We start from the raw sequence: 15,298 nt of genomic DNA, 5'->3' as shown, positions 1-15,298 counted from the left end.
GTTGATCATCATAGAAAAAGTGTCACCATTATGCACAAAGGCAATATCATGAAATTTACCGAAGGTGCATTTTTAAAATGGGGATATGAAGTTGGGGAAAATGAGTTCAAAGACGTCATCATCACCGAACAAAATCTCTGGGACCGGTTTGACGGCAAAATCCCTGAAGGAAAGATCGTTTTAAAGGACAGGATTGCCGACAACATGTTCCAGCAGGTTCTTTTGCGGCCCAGTGAATATGATGTTATTGCAGCACCCAACCTTAATGGAGACTATATTTCAGACCTTCTGGCAGCCATGGTCGGTGGTCTGGGGCTTGCACCGGGTGCCAATATCGGGGATCATTGTGCCGTGTTTGAAGCCACCCATGGCACAGCCCCCAAATATGCCGGGCTGGATAAGGTAAACCCGGGCTCTGTTATTCTTTCAGGCGCCATGATGCTGGATCACTTGGGATGGAATGAAGCATCGGATGTGATCCATGCGGCACTGCAAAAAGCCATTTTAAACAAAAAAGTTACCTATGATCTGGCACGGCAGATCCCGGGTGCAATTGAATTGAAATGCTCTGAGTTTGCCCGGGAACTGTGCTCCTCCATGGGCTGACAACATTATCAGATCTCGACCACCACACCGACCGGGCAATGATCTGATCCAAATACATCATTATCGATAAAGGCTTGTTTTACAATGCCTTTATCGATAAGATCCTTTGTCACAAAAAAATAGTCAATCCGCCAGCCGGCATTATTTTTTCTTGCATTAAACCTATATGACCACCACGAATACTTCACTTGTTCCGGATAAAAATGTCTGAAAGTATCCACATACCCTTGATTGACCATCCGGTCCAGAACATCCCTTTCAATTCTTAAAAAACCGGATCGCTTGGAATTGGGTCCTGGATTTTTCAAATCAATTTCATTGTGAGCTGTATTAAAATCCCCTGTAATAATAAGACTTTTCCCCTGGTCTCTCAATTTATTTGCATAGGTTAAAAACCATTCATAAAAATCAAGTTTATATTGAAGTCGATCATCACTCATCTGACCGTTGGGGAAATAAATATTAAATAAAATAAAATTATTATAATCCAGTTGAATGACCCGCCCTTCATTATCAAATTCAGGTTTTAAAAACGATGTGATAACTTTTTCAGGTTTTGGTTTTGAATAGGCCGCAACGCCGCTGTATCCTTTTTTTATAGTTGAATAGGACCAGAACGACTTATAAGAATGCAAACCCATCATCTCATCGGTCCGCTGGTCTTCCTGGAGTTTTATCTCCTGGAGAAGAAGGATATCAGGATCAAGGTCATGAATAATTTTTGTAAAATCTTTTTTCATCACTGCCCGCAATCCATTTACATTCCAGGATATTATTTTTAACTGCTTTTTATCAGACATAAACCCTTCCTTCGTTTTTCTATCTTTTTTGTCTCACGATACAGGTGTGTATCGACACATAGCCTCTTCAATCAGGGTGATGGCAATATGATTCTTGCATCAGCTATGACACACCGGTCCCTGGTACAAATCACGGGATTTAAATCCACGGATTCAATATCATTTTCAAGTTCCATGACAAACAAGGAGAAATTAACAACCAAACGGGTTAAAATCTCCATATTAGCACCCGCCCTCCCCCGGTATCCTGATATAATCTCTTTTGCTTTCAGTGATTCCACCATGGAAGAAACATCGCCCGGCTTAAGCGGGGCCATCCTGACGGCCGTATCATTATAAATTTCAACGGATGTACCGCCGATGCCAAAAACAATAACCGGTCCGAACTGAAAATCATTTTTTGCCCCAATGATAATCTCAAGGCCCTGGACCATCTCTTCAACAAGGATATTTTCGCATCCGTCAAGTTTTTGCAGTCTTGCCATTTCTTTTTTTAGGTGATCACTTGAAAAAATTCCTGTAACTACAGCCTGATGCTCTGTCTTATGAAGAATTTTCTTTGAAACAGCTTTTGCCACAACTGGAGATTCTGATTTCTTTAAAAACTGATCTGCCGCTTCAAAGGAATTGGTTAAAATAAAATCAGGAATATCAAACCCCTGTAATTTCATTAATACCTTTGCATCCGGCTCCAATACCCATCCTAAGGGCTTGCTTTTCTCTATAATTTTTTCGCTGTTTTTTTTTAACATGATCTGCACCTCTTCAATGCCTTGGCCATGAGCACTGCCCCCTCCACAGAGGATGCCACCGGAACATTATTGAGTTCAAACCCTTCGATAATAATTTTATATTTATCTTCGTTTGGAACATATGCAATCATCGGCTTGTCTTCATTTCTTGCCACCTGGCTGAGCTTTGCACCGATATCTGTTGAAACACCCGGCGAATAAGGAATCAACAGGGCAAGAATACAGTCGATATTAATATCCCTTGACAAATGTCTTGCTGCCGTCACGATATCGCTGTCCACCGAGCTTCCGGTAAGATCCAGGGGATTGACAAGGGAAACAATATTTCTGATTTCCGGTGCCAACTTCTCTTTAATGGTATCTATTGTTTCCTGTTCTATCCGGGGTATTAACATTCCATGCAGCTCACAGGCATCGGCAGCAATAACACCGTGTCCTCCGCTCAGAGAAATAATACCGATATTTGGATTAATACCTTTGGGGTAACAGCTTAATGACTCACAAAAGGAAGTCAGTTCATATTCATTATCAGCCTCAGCCACACAATATTGTTTCATGATTTCGGAAAAAACTCTGTAATCCCCTGCCAGAGAAGCTGTATGGCTGGAAACCGCCTCAATACCCTTTTTGCTCTTTCCAGCCTTTAAGACAACCACGGGTTTGGAGCATTGTTCCGCTTTTTTAATAAATTGACGACCCTCTCCTTTTTCAAACCCTTCAATATAAAAAGCAATCACTTTTGTCCCAAGGTCCTTATCCAACCAGTCCAGCATATCTGTTTCCCTGATATAAGCCTTGTTTCCAATGCTGACCGCAAGAGACACACCAATACCCTGGCCTGCGAATTTAACCATCTGATCCACCAGTACTCCTCCGCTTTGACTGATAAAACTGACATTGCCTTTATCCGGTCGAATGATCCTTTCTCCGGGGAGAAAAAACGTATCCACGTAATCCGGAGCATAAATACCTAGACAATTGGGACCAACAAAGGGGAAAGAGGCTTCTTTTGCAATATCCACCACCCGTTGCTGTAAACTTAAATTCCCGGATTCTGCAAATCCACCGGATACGATCACTGCACCCCCAATCCCCTTTTTAATACATTGTTCCACTACCTTGGGAACAAACTCTGCACGGACTGCAATGACCGCCATATCAATATCTTCTTCGATATGCCCGACACTCTGATAAAGGGTTTCGCGATTAAGAAGCCCCCCTCTTGGATTCACTGGAAATGTTTTTACCGGGTATCGCAAATGGTTTTTATTGTAGATCACGTTAGCCGGGTGATTGTCCTGTGATGTGGACACTCCGACAACCGCCATCGTCGATGGTCTGAAAAGACATTTTAAATCCACTTTTCTTCCTTTATCCAGACACTCTTAATTTACAACTAAAAAAAGGGTTGAGACACTCATCATCAACCCTTTTTACTAACAAAAATTAATTGTCCTGATCAGCCAGATAATCATCATACATAGATTCTAACGCAAGTTTATGTTTTGATTCTTCCTGAACAAGGATCATAAACACTTTTTTCACATCTTCATTATCTGTCTTGTCTGCAAGTATGGAGTAAAGCTTAACCGCTTTTTCTTCTCTTTTCATGGCAAGTTTAAGGATTTCAGGCATGGGCATGCCTTCTTCATACTCTGTTTCCACCATATAATCACTTATTTTGAGATCTGTAATTTTCTTAAACTCATAAGAATCAATTTTCTCTTTATTACCTGCAATATCCGAAAGAAGTATAACATGGTTTTCTTCTTCTTTTGCAAACTTCTCAAAAATTTCTTTAAGTGATGTCCTGGTTGCTTCTTTGGCTAAAGATGAATAAAAATCAACTGCTTCTTTTTCCCTGTCAATGGCAAAGCTTAATATTTCATCGACCGATCCAAATTTCATGTTTACTTCCCTCCTGTTAGCGTTTTTAATTATATCTATTTTTCAAATAAATTATTATTTTCATAATAATTGCAAATCGCATGCCACACCCATTAATATTTGAATACCCATTATATATATGATAAACGGACCAATTATCAATTAAAAATTTATTTTTCAAAAATTTCGGTAAGTGCTGAACCCGCATCTGAAAAGAAAAAAGAATATCCTGATTTCGTAAGATTTTTAGGAATTGCTCTTTGGCTTTTTAAAAGAGAGCCGCCAAGTTCACCCATTATCGCCTTGATTATAAAGGATGGGGCAGGCATAAATGCAGGTCTGTTTAATGCTCGACCCAAAGCTTTGGCAAATTGCTTCTGCCGTACAGGCGTGGGCCCCGTAAAATTAAATATGCCCTCAAGTTCTTCGTTTTCAACAATGAATTCAACCGCTTTTTCAAGATCTTTAACATGTATCCATGGAAACCACTGCCGGCCGTCACCCAAGGGGCCACCAGAGAACAGCTTAAATACAGGAACCATCAAAGACAGGGCCCCTCCATCCCCGAGAACAACACCGAATCGCATTACAGCAACATTGACCCCTTTTTTTCGGGCCCTTAACCCTTCTTTCTCCCAATCCGTACACACCTTTGCCAGAAAATCCTTTCCCGGGGTTCTTTCTTCGGTTAACAAATCTTCCTTGCAATCTCCATAAATTCCAACGGCAGAAGCTGTCAAAAGCTTTTGAGTTTTTCCATTCTCAATGGCATTGATAATATGTCTGGTTGTTAATATGCGGGAGTCATAAATTGCTTTTTTGGTTTTTTTTGTCCAATACCGAAAAATATTTCGACCGGCCAAATTAATAATGATATCCGATCCTGCAATGTGATCCTGCCACTTTCCTTCAACAGTGGTGTCTGAACTGATCCATTCAAATTCTTGAAATTCCATTGAAAAGGGATGGGTTTGAGACGTACCCATACCGGTTACATGGTATCCCTTTGATAAAAAAATGCTGGCAAGCCTTTTTCCGATAAACCCTGAAGCACCTGTGATTAGTATTTTTTTCATGCCTATCGATCTATTTTTTTGTTTTAAAAACTTAAGTTTAAACATAAGTATATTTTTTGAATAAACAATGCAGAATAAAATATGCATAACCCTTTTATTGAAATTTTCTTTATGGTATATCTTGATAAAAAAATGGGATACAAACACTTCTAAAGGCGGACAAACATGCCACCGGATCAATTAAAAAAACAGACTATAGAGGCCCTGAAAAAAAGCGAAAGCACCATACGGGTTATGATCAATGCCACAAACAGTCTGGTTTACCTGTTCGATATTGAAAAAAATATTGTTAGCCTGAATACACCAGGTGCCCTGTTGTTTAATAAAAGTCCCCAGGAAATGATAGATAAAAATTTTAAAAATTTTTTGGGTGAAAATGATTTTTCAATGCTTAAAACACTGGTGGACAAAGTGGCCCGAACTCACAATCCCATCAATTATCTGAAAGAACAAAAGGGAAGATACTATGATGTCAATCTCTATCCGGTTTTTAATGAGTCAAACCATGTCACCCGGATCTGTGTCTTTGCCAATGATATTACCGACTTGAAAAAAACTGAGAAAATATTTGCAGCCATAGAAACAGCAGGCGGCATCTGCCATGAAATGAGCCAGCCGCTGCAGGTCATTCTCGGAAACCTGGAACTTCTCAAATTAAATATTGGAGATGGTGATGCAAATATTGATTTGATCAATAAATTATTATTGCAAACGGAAAAATTAGGCATGATTACAAAAAAGCTGTCCCATATTACCCGGTACAAAACAAAGGAATATTTACAAGAAACCATCTTTGATATAGATAACTCATCTGAAGTCAAATGAACAAGCCAGATATTTTCCGGAAAAATGCTCCGGAACCAAGAGCCCTTTGTCCATTTTGCAAAATAAAAAATTCAATAGTCATTGCTGAAAACAAAACTGTTTATGCCATCAGGGACACTTCACCTGTAAGCTTAAATCACATGCTCATCATCCCAAAGCGGCACTGCCTTGATTATTTTGAAATGACCCGGCAGGAACGCTGCGATGCCCATGAATTGGTTGAAACACTGAAAGACAAAATTCTTGGAAATGATCCGCTGGTTAAAGGTTTCAATATCGGTGTAAATTGCGGAGAAACCGCAGGCCAGACCGTATTTCATACCCACATTCACCTCATCCCGCGAAGGGAGGAGGACACGCCAAATCCCAGGGGAGGTATCCGGGGGGTTATTCCTGATAAAATGAACTACTGATTTTTAAAAACATCACCTTCCTTCGGGTTAACTTGAAGATGTTGTGATCAGCTTTCAATTTTCTTTTTAAGCTCTTCCACTAGCTTGTCATAAGAATCTTTCTGAAGGATATGATCAAACTGGGAACGGTAGTTCCCCACCAGGCTGACGCCTTCAATCACCAAGTCATATATCATCCAGGAGCCGTCTTTGGTGTTATACATTCTGTAATCAATAAGAATTTCAATTGTTTTCGTAATAATTTTCGTATTTACCTGTGCTCTCTTTTTTTTAACAAACTCTTTTACATAGACCACTTTTTCATCGGTATAGTCCTCTATCTTAGAAATATAGGTCTCCTCAAGGAGTTGTCCAAACAGGTCAATAAAGACTTTTTTTTCCTCATCACTTCTTTCCCTCCAGTGCCTGCCAAGACATAATTGTGACATTTTAGCAAAACTGAATCTTTCCTTGATCACTTTGCGAAGGGATGCTCTTCTCTTTTCGGCCTGCTCTTCTCCCTTGAATGACGGGTCCTTTAATATTTCCATAATTTTATCAATGGTGATTTTTAACTGCTTCTGAACAGGCGATGCCCAGGCATGATGTGTTGGCGAAAAAACACAGACCGCAAAAAAAACAATAAAAATAATCTTCAAAAATTTCATTGGCTCCTCTTTTCTTCCATTCATGATGAATAATTTAAATCCTATAATAATAAAGATGTCAAGATATAATCCGCAACAAAAAGCGTCGCTTTTTTGCAATATTTTATAAACCAATATCTATTTCCAAACTTCTCTTATTTTATAACCCTTTAAAATGATTAAATTATTATCTATCAGACATCTGGACTCAATTTTGGCATAGTCTTTGCTTTGTTTGTTTATATTTTTTTTAAGGGAATAAATAATAATGTATCAAAATAATACAGATTTTTTACAAGACCACTCTTTAAACTATATGAGAGATGGCTTTAAGAACAGACAGGATTGAAAGAGTTGCCCATCCTGACGGATATGGGAAAAGAACAGGAGACTGTGGAGATACAGTGGAATTTTTCTTAACCCGTGAAAATAATATTCTTCAATTTGTCTCTTTTTGTGTCCAGGGTTGCATGAACACAACAGCTTGCTGCAACACGGTTGTCAGGTTTGCCAAAGGGAAACCCATTGAATCGGCATGGGATATTTCTCCCGATCAGGTAAACAATTTTTTAGAAACACTTCCCGAAGATCATTTCCATTGTGCCGAGCTTGCAGTTGGCGCACTATACCTGGCTCTGACTGATTTAACTTCTGGAAAACCATGAAATGGAAAACGATTCGAATGGTCGCAAAACTGCGACCATGATCTTGTTCTTCAAACATAAAAATCTTTGGACAATAATATAACATCCTTAAATTATTACTTTATTAATCGCAATTTATTTTATTATTCATCGTGGCACATGGCTTGCAGATTGCAAAACAAAATTTAAAGGAGAAAAAACACATATGATTCATGTACTGCTGGTAAGCCGGGAAAAAACCGTTTTTAAGGAACTTGAGGCGGCATTTGCGGATATCAAAATAACCTTTGATTGGACAAATTCAGCACAAAATGCTCTTTCAATGCTTTCCAAGGAAAAATTTGACCTGTTTATCACTGAAGAACAACTGCCGGATACAACAGGAAGGGACCTTATTGAAAAAATCCTGTTTAAAAATGCCATGATGGATAGTGTGGTCTTAAGCGCATTGTCTCATGATGATTTTCATGAAGCCTATGAAGGATTAGGTGTCCTGATGCAGTTTCCTTTGGTGCCGGGTAAAAAACAGGCCCGGGATCTTTTGGATCACCTAAACCGCATTGCTAGAATTGCTAGCCGAACAAGCAAACCAAAAGGAGAACAGATCTGATGATTATCAGTATTGCAAGCGGTAAGGGAGGAACCGGAAAAACAACTGTCTCCACCAACCTTGCGCTGTCTATTGATCAAGAGGTACAACTTTTAGACTGTGATGTTGAAGAACCCAATTCTCATCTTTTTCTTAATCCGGTAATAGAAAAAAAAGAACAGGTCATTGCTCCTGTACCGGAAATTGATCTTAAAAAATGCACATTTTGTAAAAAATGCATGGACATTTGCAGATACGGTGCCATTGCTGTGTTAAAAGAAAATGTCCTTACTTTTGAAAACCTGTGCCATTCATGTGGCGGCTGCTTTGAGGTCTGTCCTGAAAATGCCGTTATGGAAAAAGAACGGTCCCTGGGTGAAATCGAACATGGATCTTCAAGAAGCATATCCTTTATTCACGGTCGTCTGGAAGTAGGACAGGTGATGGCGCCCCCTATTATTAAAAAGGTAAGATCATATACTGATCCAAACCTTATCACAATCATTGATGCACCTCCCGGGACTTCATGCCCGGTTATTGCAGCAATGAACGGGGCTGATTTTATCCTTCTGGTAACCGAACCGACCCCCTTTGGCCTTCATGACCTTAAACTTGCCGTTGAAACCGTGAGAATCCTTGACATACCCCACGGACTCGTCATCAACCGGGCAGGTTTGGGAAATGATGATGTTAAATACTATGCCCAAAAGGAAAATATTCCCATACTCATGGAAATTCCTTTTGATAAAGAAATTGCACGAATTTATTCCAAAGGTCAAATGGTTGTGGACAAACTCCCTGAGTATAAAGTCAAATTTTGCGACCTGTTCAGGAAGATAGAGCAATTGGTGGAAAAGGGAGGACAAAACTAATGAGAGAACTGGTTATTTTAAGTGGAAAAGGTGGCACGGGAAAAACAAGCATTACAGCTGCCTTTGCCTCCCTGGCCGAGAATATGATATTTTGTGATGCAGATGTTGATGCTGCCGATCTTCACCTGATTTTAGAACCTGATTTTAAAAAATCTTCCGATTTCATAGGCGGTAATGAAGCGGTGATCATTCCTGACAAATGCACCCAGTGCGGCCGATGTCTTGAAGTTTGCAGGTTCGATGCTGTCAGGTTTGATGCTGACACAAACACCTATGAAGTCGATCCCATTGAGTGCGAAGGATGCGGGGTCTGCTTTGATCTGTGCCCGGAACAGGCCATTGATTTTCCTGAAACTATCTGTGGACAATGGTATATTTCAGATACAAGATTTGGCCCCATGGTCCATGCAAGGCTTGGCATTGCCCAGGAAAATTCAGGCAAACTGGTGGCTCTTGTCCGGCAGGAAGCAAGAGAAATTGCAAAAAACAAAAACCTTGATCTGATTCTAACAGACGGCCCTCCGGGTATTGGATGCCCTGTCATTGCCTCCATCGGCCAGGCAACAGCCATACTGATCATTGCAGAGCCAACGGTTTCAGGCATCCATGACATGGAAAGAGTGGGACAGCTTTCCAAATATTTTAACATCCCTGCCATGGTCTGTATCAATAAGTATGATCTGAACCCGGATCAAACAAAAAAAATTGAAGCTCTTGCCAGAGAGAACGGCATTGCCATTGTGGGTAAAATCTCATTTGACCAGACCTTCACAGAAGCCATGATCCAGGCAAAAACCATTTTTGAATACAACGAGAATTCACAGGCCAGTATTGAAATTCGGCAGGTGTGGGATAATATTCTATCCCTGTCGGAGTTTAAGAATCCTGTGACTAATAATATAATGCAACATTTATAGGAGTGATAAAATGATGAAAAGCGGAAGAATAGCAGTCCCTTCAAACGGTCAGGGCGGACTTGACGGAACAAGAGCCGGCCATTTTGGACATTGTGATGTATTTACTTTTGTTGACGTGGAAGACGGTGAAATCAAAGAGGTATCTATCCTCCAAAACCAGGAGCACGCTCAAGGTGGTTGTATGGTACCGGTTAACCTCTTGTCAGACAACAGAGTAACCGCATTGATTGTCGGCGGCATCGGCATGCGGCCTTTGATGGGTTTTAAACAGGTAGGGATTGATGTATATCATGATGACCAGCGGGCGGAAATAGAACCTGTGGTAAAGGATCTTATTGCGGGTAACCTGGCTGAAATCACAAATGATCAGGTCTGCGGTGGCGGCGGCGGACAGATATAATGAGTTCTAAGGGAGAACACTAAAATGAAAATAGCTGTTACATCACAGGGAGATACGCTGGATTCCCAAATCGATCCAAGATTTGGAAGGGCTGCGTATATTCTCATCGTAGATACGGAAACACTTGAATTTGAAGCATTTGACAATGATGAAAATAAAAATTCATTCAAAGGCGCCGGCACACAGGCGGCGGCAATGGTCAGTGAGAAGGGAGCCGAGGTATTGCTGACAGGATTTTGCGGACCCAATGCCTTTACAACCCTGGAAACTGCCGGTGTAAAAGTGGCCAATGATCAAAACGGCCGGATAATCGATGTGGTACAGAAGTTTAAGCAGGGCAATGTTGTCTATGCCAAAGATGCTAACAAAGACGGTCACTGGTAAACTGGTAAAGTGTGAATAAAAAAGCACCCTGTCAAGTAACTGCCTGTTCACAGGCCGGGGTACTTTTCTTATAACCGACTTTAATTATAAGGAAAAATAAATGCCCCTTTTTGAATTTAAATGTGAGGACTGCGGCGAGCCAACCGAAATCCTCATTCTTGGCACACAGGATGAGCCCACATGCAAATCATGCGGCAGTACAAACATGACAAAACAGATATCAGCCCATTCTTCAATGTCCGGCCCTGCCAAAAACAGCATGCCCGGCCCTGGAGACACATCATGCTGCGGATCTTCACCCGGCCAGGCTGATGGGTGTGCCGGTCCTGGAAGCTGTTGTGGAAAGAGTTTTTAATTATGAACAATTTGGATGAATTTTTAGATAACCTGCAAAACGAAATATTTGAAGATGCAAAGCAGGCCCTTGGCGAGAAAGGATTTCAACGATGGCGCAATCCAAAATTTAATGGGAAGATGGAAAATCCGGATGGTCATGCCAGCGTGACAGGAGAATGCGGTGACACCATGGAAATCTATTTAAAATTTAGAAATAACCGGATTTCTGATGCTTCCTATTTTACCAACGGATGTGCTTCAAGTGCTATTGCAGGTTCCTTTGCAGCAGAACTGACCCTGGGCAGAGACCCGGATGAAATTACCGATATTACAGAAAAAACCGTGTTAGATACCATCGGAAGGCTCCCTGAAAAAGATTTGCATTGTGCTACCCTTGCGGCCCGAACCGTCCAGGAAGCCTTGACCAATTATATGAGTGGAAAAGGTTGATGACATGGCAATATACAAATATGGTAAAAAAATTCCCCAAATTGGAAAAAATTGCTATATCAGCGATTCTGCAAGGGTCATCGGTGATGTTACCATAAAGGACAATTGTTATATCGGTCATGGTGCCATTGTCCGGGGAGATTATGGTAAAATCATTATCGGACCCGGAAGCGCCATAGAAGAGAATGCCATTCTTCATATCAGACCCAATGGGATTCTTGAACTGGAAGAAAGCGTAACTGTCGGTCACGGGGCTATTATTCATGGCAAGCAAATCAAAGCCCATGCTGTCATCGGGATTGGCTCTGTTATTGGTTTTGATGTTGTCATCGGATCATGGTCTATTATAGCTGAAGGGTGTGTCGTGCCACAGAACACAATTATTCCTGACGAAAAAATCACAGGCGGTGTTCCTTTTAAAATTATTGGAGATGTCAAACAAAAGCACAAGGATTTCTGGACATATGGGAAACAGCTTTATGTTGACCTTGCCCGCGAATATCCTGAAAAATTTGAAAAACTGTAACCAACCCTTATTTTAATGGAAATCATTTTAAATTTAACCCGTCACTGCATTGAAACAGCTTCCAAAAGAAAATATGAACACCTGATCAGGCAATGGTTCAAACTCGCTGACACTGACAAAAAAAGAATACCCATTGAACAGCAGATCACTGCTTTAAAATATTTCCTTGAAAAAGCTGAATTTTCTGACCTCAGAAACCGTTGCAACAAAATCAATCCGGCTGAAAAAAAAGCTGTTCTGATCGTTTCGCAACATTTTGAAAAAATGCATGTCCGGTTCAACAACACGACCCTGTACCCGATCTGGAAAACCAGATAAGGATAAAAAGGTTTTCAGATCTTTTAATTACCCCATATAACTGCTACGGTAAAAATTAGAATTGAACGTTTGAATACAATTACGGTTAAAACTTACAAAAAAAAGGACCTGTCATAATGAAATTTGAAAAAGTGATTATCGAAAAAGGTGAAAATCATGTCGCAACACTTACCTTAAACCGCCCTGAAAGTATGAATACCTTTAGCAGTCAGATGGCTGCCGAGCTGAATCAGGCACTCATTGAGCTGGATTCGGATTCATTAGTCAGGGTCATTCTTTTAAAAGGTGCCGGCAAAGCGTTTTGTGCCGGAATTGATGTAAATGAGCTTGCCGGGAAAACAGCCATTGAATACCGCGAATGGATAGAAAAAATGGAACACCCCCTTGTAACCATCTCAAAATTGAAAAAGCCTGTCATTGCACAGCTTCATGGTGTTGCTGCGGCAAACGGCATGGGATTGATTGCAGCAGCAGATCTGGTAATTGCCGCAGATAATGCACGCATGGGCCTGACCGCAATCAATGTAGGACTCAACTGCGTTGGCCCCGTCATTCCTGTTTCCAGATGTGTCGGCCGTAAAAAAGCATTGGAACTCTTACTTTACGGAAATTTAATAAAAATGCCCGAAGCTCTCTCTCTTGGACTGATAAATAAAATTGTTCCCAAAGACGAGCTTGAATCCCAGGCCCTTCAATGGGCAGAAGAACTGGCACAGAAAAGCCCCATAGCCGTCCAAATTGCGAAAACCGGGTTTTATCATTCCGAGGACATGAATTATGAAGAGCAGTTTGCCTATATGAATGAAGCCTTTGCCCGCCTGTGCACTACAGATGACGCAAAAGAAGGTGTCACCGCATTTTTTGAAAGACGAGACCCTGTCTGGCAGGAAAAATAGACCCTTGAAAATCAAATACAACGCCCCTGTAATCCTGACTTATTCCATACTATCAATATGCGTTTTAACTTTTTGGAGCAGCGGACTTTTAGCAAAATATTTCTCTTCTCCGGCTCACGTAGCCTTTTTAAATCCATATTTTTATCTCAGACTAATTTCATATATCGCTGGCCATGGTGGCTGGCCTCATCTTATAGGGAATCTGATGATAATCCTTCTTGTTGGGCCGTTGCTTGAAGAAAAATATGGGTCCGGTAAACTTTTGGAAATGATTTTGATTACAGCCGTTGTCACAGGATTATTAAACGCTTTTTTATTTTCAACATCTCTTATAGGCGGAAGTGGAATTGCTTTCATGTTGATTCTTCTCAGTTCATTTTCAAATATCAAATCAAAAGAAATTCCTTTAACATTTATAATAATTGCGATACTTTTTATTGGCAGCGAGGTGGCTTCAACCCTGAAAATAGACAGGATCTCACAGTTCAGCCACCTTGCCGGCGGTTTCATTGGGGCGGGTTATGGATTCATTAGAAGCGGCAGAAGATTTTAATTGAACTGAAAAAAATACCGATTGGATTTTTCATTTGACAGGAAAACTAAATAGCACGCTGAAATTGGAGAAAGAATTATGCTTCCGTCTACTATAATTGGGTTTGTCAACAATGCAGCTCTCTTGATAAGTTTGGGACTACTCTATGACATCTTGACATTGAGACAAGTTGGGGGAAAAACCTCTTTCAATCAAATAATCACTGGAGTGATACTTGGGGTCATTGGCATTGCAGTTATGTCTAATCCATGGGAATTCACCCCCGGGGTTATCTTTGACACGCGGTCGATTTTATTGTGCATTACAGGATTTTTCTTCGGAACACTTCCGGTCATAATTACAATATTGATAACTGGAGCCTATCGACTGTTTCTTGGCGGAACAGGTGTTTGGACGGGCGTTGCGGTTATCGTTACATCCGGGCTGGTTGGTTTGGCATGGCGATATAAGGGGAAAAAGGACCTGAAAAATGTGTCAATGAAAGAGATGTATATTCTTGGATTAACAGTTCATATTTTGATGCTTCTCTGGATGTTAACCTTGCCGTGGCCTATAGCCAAAGAGGTTCTCTCCAGGATAACCCTTCCGGTATTATTGATCTTTCCTGTTGGAACGGCACTTTTAGGTCAACTGATGAAGAACCGGCATGCAAACAAACTGGCAAAGATGGAATTCAAAGAATCCAAAGAAAAATACAGGGAGCTGGCAGATTCATTACCACAGGTTATTTTTGAAATTGATGAAACAGGCAGGATTATCTATGCAAACCAAAATGCTTTTGATCTTTTCATGTACACTAAAGAGGAGTTTGATAAAGGGATAAATTTTAGTCAAATAATAATTCCAGATGATCTTGACCGGGCAATAAAAGACATACAAAGTATATTGAATGGCATCCGGTTGGGCGGTACAGAATACACTGTAAAAAAGCATGATGGCACCACTTTCCCTGCTGTGATACATCCAAGCCTTGTTACTCGTAATGCAAAACCGATCGGTGTAAGAGGTTTGCTAATAGACATCAGCGACCAGAAAAAAATGGAGAAGAAATTAAAAAAAAGCGAGGAACGATATCGGGAGTATTTTGAAGATAATATTGTAGGCGCTTATATCTCAAGCCCTGAGGGGAAGCTGATTGCATGCAATCAAGAATATAAAAAAATATTTGGATTTGACAGCACTCAACAGGCTTTAGATACGGCTATTTCCAAAATTTTCGAAGTGCCTAATGAGAGGGCCGAGTTCTTGAGACTTCTTAAAAAGAAGAAACGAGTGACTGGCTATGAATGTAAATATCCTGGCCCTGAGGGCCAGGCTTTGGGTTTACCCCTGGAAGGGGATTAGTATGCCTTGGCCCCCTGAGGGGGCAAGGAGAGTTGTCGCCCACTTTTAATATTAGGTGAATAGGTTTGGTTGCTCAACCCTTTT

The 15,298-nt window shown here is 40.7% G+C and carries 22 protein-coding genes; 16 read left to right on the top strand and 6 right to left on the bottom strand.

What is annotated here, in order from left to right; all coding sequences use genetic code 11:
- The coding region (locus QAI40_RS13795) for an isocitrate/isopropylmalate family dehydrogenase (RefSeq protein ID WP_299983023.1) at nucleotides 1–606 on the top strand (606 nt) is incomplete at its 5' end.
- An 8-nt stretch (nucleotides 607–614) separates the two neighbouring features.
- Here QAI40_RS13795 and QAI40_RS13790 read toward each other — a convergent pair.
- From QAI40_RS13790 to QAI40_RS13770, 5 genes are all read right to left on the bottom strand, one after another.
- Nucleotides 615–1,406, bottom strand: a complete 792-nt coding sequence (locus QAI40_RS13790) for an exodeoxyribonuclease III (protein WP_299983024.1) — start codon at nucleotides 1,404–1,406, stop codon at nucleotides 615–617.
- 71 nt (nucleotides 1,407–1,477) lie between these two features.
- Nucleotides 1,478–2,158 (bottom strand): acetate--CoA ligase family protein, encoded by a 681-nt coding sequence (locus tag QAI40_RS13785; RefSeq protein ID WP_299983026.1) that lies wholly within the window; start codon nucleotides 2,156–2,158, stop codon nucleotides 1,478–1,480.
- Entirely contained in the window at nucleotides 2,152–3,519 is a 1,368-nt protein-coding gene (locus tag QAI40_RS13780; protein ID WP_299983028.1) for a CoA-binding protein, read from the bottom strand. Before QAI40_RS13780 ends, QAI40_RS13785 begins: the two co-directional genes overlap by 7 nt.
- Nucleotides 3,520–3,604: 85 nt before the next feature.
- Nucleotides 3,605–4,066 carry a ferritin family protein gene (locus tag QAI40_RS13775; RefSeq protein ID WP_299983029.1) on the bottom strand — a complete coding sequence of 154 codons (462 nt, stop codon included), beginning with the start codon at nucleotides 4,064–4,066 and terminating at the stop codon, nucleotides 3,605–3,607.
- 149 nt (nucleotides 4,067–4,215) lie between these two features.
- Nucleotides 4,216–5,121 carry a TIGR01777 family oxidoreductase gene (locus tag QAI40_RS13770; RefSeq protein WP_299983031.1) on the bottom strand — a complete coding sequence of 302 codons (906 nt, stop codon included), beginning with the start codon at nucleotides 5,119–5,121 and terminating at the stop codon, nucleotides 4,216–4,218.
- Nucleotides 5,122–5,286: 165 nt separating this feature from the next.
- On the opposite strand from QAI40_RS13770, the gene QAI40_RS13765 reads away from it, so the two are divergent.
- Complete coding sequence (locus QAI40_RS13765) at nucleotides 5,287–5,946, top strand: PAS domain-containing protein (RefSeq protein WP_299983033.1); 660 nt, start codon at nucleotides 5,287–5,289, stop codon at nucleotides 5,944–5,946.
- Nucleotides 5,943–6,359: an HIT family protein gene (locus tag QAI40_RS13760; RefSeq protein WP_299983035.1), complete on the top strand. Its 417-nt coding sequence runs from the start codon at nucleotides 5,943–5,945 to the stop codon at nucleotides 6,357–6,359. The genes QAI40_RS13765 and QAI40_RS13760 overlap by 4 nt, the downstream gene beginning before the upstream one ends.
- A gap of 47 nt (nucleotides 6,360–6,406) precedes the next feature.
- Here the strand turns inward: QAI40_RS13760 and QAI40_RS13755 are convergent, their stop codons facing one another.
- Nucleotides 6,407–7,006, bottom strand: coding sequence for a Tgt2/MlaC family protein (locus tag QAI40_RS13755; RefSeq protein ID WP_299983037.1), 600 nt, complete (start codon nucleotides 7,004–7,006; stop codon nucleotides 6,407–6,409).
- Between the two features lie 302 nt (nucleotides 7,007–7,308).
- Here QAI40_RS13755 and QAI40_RS13750 point away from each other — a divergent pair, with 302 nt between their 5' ends.
- The 13 genes from QAI40_RS13750 to QAI40_RS13690 all read left to right on the top strand — a co-directional run bounded on the left by QAI40_RS13750 (nucleotide 7,309) and on the right by QAI40_RS13690 (nucleotide 15,214).
- On the top strand, nucleotides 7,309–7,650 hold the full coding sequence (locus QAI40_RS13750) for an iron-sulfur cluster assembly scaffold protein (RefSeq protein ID WP_299983039.1): 342 nt from the start codon (nucleotides 7,309–7,311) through the stop codon (nucleotides 7,648–7,650).
- A gap of 184 nt (nucleotides 7,651–7,834) precedes the next feature.
- Nucleotides 7,835–8,239, top strand: coding sequence for a response regulator (locus QAI40_RS13745; protein ID WP_299983040.1), 405 nt, complete (start codon nucleotides 7,835–7,837; stop codon nucleotides 8,237–8,239).
- Entirely contained in the window at nucleotides 8,239–9,090 is an 852-nt protein-coding gene (locus QAI40_RS13740) for an ATP-binding protein (protein WP_299983042.1), read from the top strand. The genes QAI40_RS13745 and QAI40_RS13740 overlap by 1 nt, the downstream gene beginning before the upstream one ends.
- On the top strand, nucleotides 9,090–10,007 hold the full coding sequence (locus QAI40_RS13735) for an ATP-binding protein (protein ID WP_299983044.1): 918 nt from the start codon (nucleotides 9,090–9,092) through the stop codon (nucleotides 10,005–10,007). The genes QAI40_RS13740 and QAI40_RS13735 overlap by 1 nt, the downstream gene beginning before the upstream one ends.
- A gap of 13 nt (nucleotides 10,008–10,020) precedes the next feature.
- Nucleotides 10,021–10,407 carry a NifB/NifX family molybdenum-iron cluster-binding protein gene (locus tag QAI40_RS13730; protein ID WP_299983061.1) on the top strand — a complete coding sequence of 129 codons (387 nt, stop codon included), beginning with the start codon at nucleotides 10,021–10,023 and terminating at the stop codon, nucleotides 10,405–10,407.
- 24 nt (nucleotides 10,408–10,431) lie between these two features.
- Nucleotides 10,432–10,791 carry a NifB/NifX family molybdenum-iron cluster-binding protein gene (locus QAI40_RS13725; RefSeq protein ID WP_299983046.1) on the top strand — a complete coding sequence of 120 codons (360 nt, stop codon included), beginning with the start codon at nucleotides 10,432–10,434 and terminating at the stop codon, nucleotides 10,789–10,791.
- 100 nt (nucleotides 10,792–10,891) lie between these two features.
- Nucleotides 10,892–11,146: an FmdB family zinc ribbon protein gene (locus tag QAI40_RS13720; protein WP_299983048.1), complete on the top strand. Its 255-nt coding sequence runs from the start codon at nucleotides 10,892–10,894 to the stop codon at nucleotides 11,144–11,146.
- 2 nt (nucleotides 11,147–11,148) lie between these two features.
- Nucleotides 11,149–11,577 (top strand): iron-sulfur cluster assembly scaffold protein, encoded by a 429-nt coding sequence (locus tag QAI40_RS13715; RefSeq protein WP_299983050.1) that lies wholly within the window; start codon nucleotides 11,149–11,151, stop codon nucleotides 11,575–11,577.
- A gap of 4 nt (nucleotides 11,578–11,581) precedes the next feature.
- Nucleotides 11,582–12,103 (top strand): gamma carbonic anhydrase family protein, encoded by a 522-nt coding sequence (locus QAI40_RS13710; RefSeq protein WP_299983052.1) that lies wholly within the window; start codon nucleotides 11,582–11,584, stop codon nucleotides 12,101–12,103.
- A gap of 15 nt (nucleotides 12,104–12,118) precedes the next feature.
- Complete coding sequence (locus QAI40_RS13705; RefSeq protein WP_304511693.1) at nucleotides 12,119–12,421, top strand: hypothetical protein; 303 nt, start codon at nucleotides 12,119–12,121, stop codon at nucleotides 12,419–12,421.
- Between the two features lie 116 nt (nucleotides 12,422–12,537).
- Entirely contained in the window at nucleotides 12,538–13,317 is a 780-nt protein-coding gene (locus QAI40_RS13700) for an enoyl-CoA hydratase/isomerase family protein (protein ID WP_299983055.1), read from the top strand.
- On the top strand, nucleotides 13,283–13,870 hold the full coding sequence (locus tag QAI40_RS13695) for a rhomboid family intramembrane serine protease (RefSeq protein ID WP_299983057.1): 588 nt from the start codon (nucleotides 13,283–13,285) through the stop codon (nucleotides 13,868–13,870). The genes QAI40_RS13700 and QAI40_RS13695 overlap by 35 nt, the downstream gene beginning before the upstream one ends.
- A gap of 78 nt (nucleotides 13,871–13,948) precedes the next feature.
- Complete coding sequence (locus QAI40_RS13690; protein WP_299983059.1) at nucleotides 13,949–15,214, top strand: LytS/YhcK type 5TM receptor domain-containing protein; 1,266 nt, start codon at nucleotides 13,949–13,951, stop codon at nucleotides 15,212–15,214.
- Nucleotides 15,215–15,298: the final 84 nt, after the last annotated feature.

The organism is Desulfobacula sp. (genome assembly GCF_030611305.1).
In the GTDB taxonomy this organism is placed as follows: domain Bacteria; phylum Desulfobacterota; class Desulfobacteria; order Desulfobacterales; family Desulfobacteraceae; genus Desulfobacula.
The sequence above is the reverse complement of the archived record's forward strand: the minus strand, read 5'-3'. Positions and strand labels throughout refer to the sequence as shown.

What these genes read in the sequence shown, in the direction of transcription:
- QAI40_RS13790 (WP_299983024.1), bottom strand. Translation starts at nt 1,406, where the DNA reads ATGTCTGATAAAAAGCAGTTAAAAATAATATCCTGGAATGTAAATGGA.
- QAI40_RS13785 (WP_299983026.1), bottom strand. Translation starts at nt 2,158, where the DNA reads ATGTTAAAAAAAAACAGCGAAAAAATTATAGAGAAAAGCAAGCCCTTA.
- QAI40_RS13775 (WP_299983029.1), bottom strand. Translation starts at nt 4,066, where the DNA reads ATGAAATTTGGATCGGTCGATGAAATATTAAGCTTTGCCATTGACAGG.
- QAI40_RS13770 (WP_299983031.1), bottom strand. Translation starts at nt 5,121, where the DNA reads ATGAAAAAAATACTAATCACAGGTGCTTCAGGGTTTATCGGAAAAAGG.
- QAI40_RS13765 (WP_299983033.1), top strand. Translation starts at nt 5,287, where the DNA reads ATGCCACCGGATCAATTAAAAAAACAGACTATAGAGGCCCTGAAAAAA.
- QAI40_RS13760 (WP_299983035.1), top strand. Translation starts at nt 5,943, where the DNA reads ATGAACAAGCCAGATATTTTCCGGAAAAATGCTCCGGAACCAAGAGCC.
- QAI40_RS13755 (WP_299983037.1), bottom strand. Translation starts at nt 7,006, where the DNA reads ATGAAATTTTTGAAGATTATTTTTATTGTTTTTTTTGCGGTCTGTGTT.
- QAI40_RS13750 (WP_299983039.1), top strand. Translation starts at nt 7,309, where the DNA reads ATGGCTTTAAGAACAGACAGGATTGAAAGAGTTGCCCATCCTGACGGA.
- QAI40_RS13745 (WP_299983040.1), top strand. Translation starts at nt 7,835, where the DNA reads ATGATTCATGTACTGCTGGTAAGCCGGGAAAAAACCGTTTTTAAGGAA.
- QAI40_RS13740 (WP_299983042.1), top strand. Translation starts at nt 8,239, where the DNA reads ATGATTATCAGTATTGCAAGCGGTAAGGGAGGAACCGGAAAAACAACT.
- QAI40_RS13735 (WP_299983044.1), top strand. Translation starts at nt 9,090, where the DNA reads ATGAGAGAACTGGTTATTTTAAGTGGAAAAGGTGGCACGGGAAAAACA.
- QAI40_RS13730 (WP_299983061.1), top strand. Translation starts at nt 10,021, where the DNA reads ATGAAAAGCGGAAGAATAGCAGTCCCTTCAAACGGTCAGGGCGGACTT.
- QAI40_RS13725 (WP_299983046.1), top strand. Translation starts at nt 10,432, where the DNA reads ATGAAAATAGCTGTTACATCACAGGGAGATACGCTGGATTCCCAAATC.
- QAI40_RS13720 (WP_299983048.1), top strand. Translation starts at nt 10,892, where the DNA reads ATGCCCCTTTTTGAATTTAAATGTGAGGACTGCGGCGAGCCAACCGAA.
- QAI40_RS13715 (WP_299983050.1), top strand. Translation starts at nt 11,149, where the DNA reads ATGAACAATTTGGATGAATTTTTAGATAACCTGCAAAACGAAATATTT.
- QAI40_RS13710 (WP_299983052.1), top strand. Translation starts at nt 11,582, where the DNA reads ATGGCAATATACAAATATGGTAAAAAAATTCCCCAAATTGGAAAAAAT.
- QAI40_RS13705 (WP_304511693.1), top strand. Translation starts at nt 12,119, where the DNA reads ATGGAAATCATTTTAAATTTAACCCGTCACTGCATTGAAACAGCTTCC.
- QAI40_RS13700 (WP_299983055.1), top strand. Translation starts at nt 12,538, where the DNA reads ATGAAATTTGAAAAAGTGATTATCGAAAAAGGTGAAAATCATGTCGCA.
- QAI40_RS13690 (WP_299983059.1), top strand. Translation starts at nt 13,949, where the DNA reads ATGCTTCCGTCTACTATAATTGGGTTTGTCAACAATGCAGCTCTCTTG.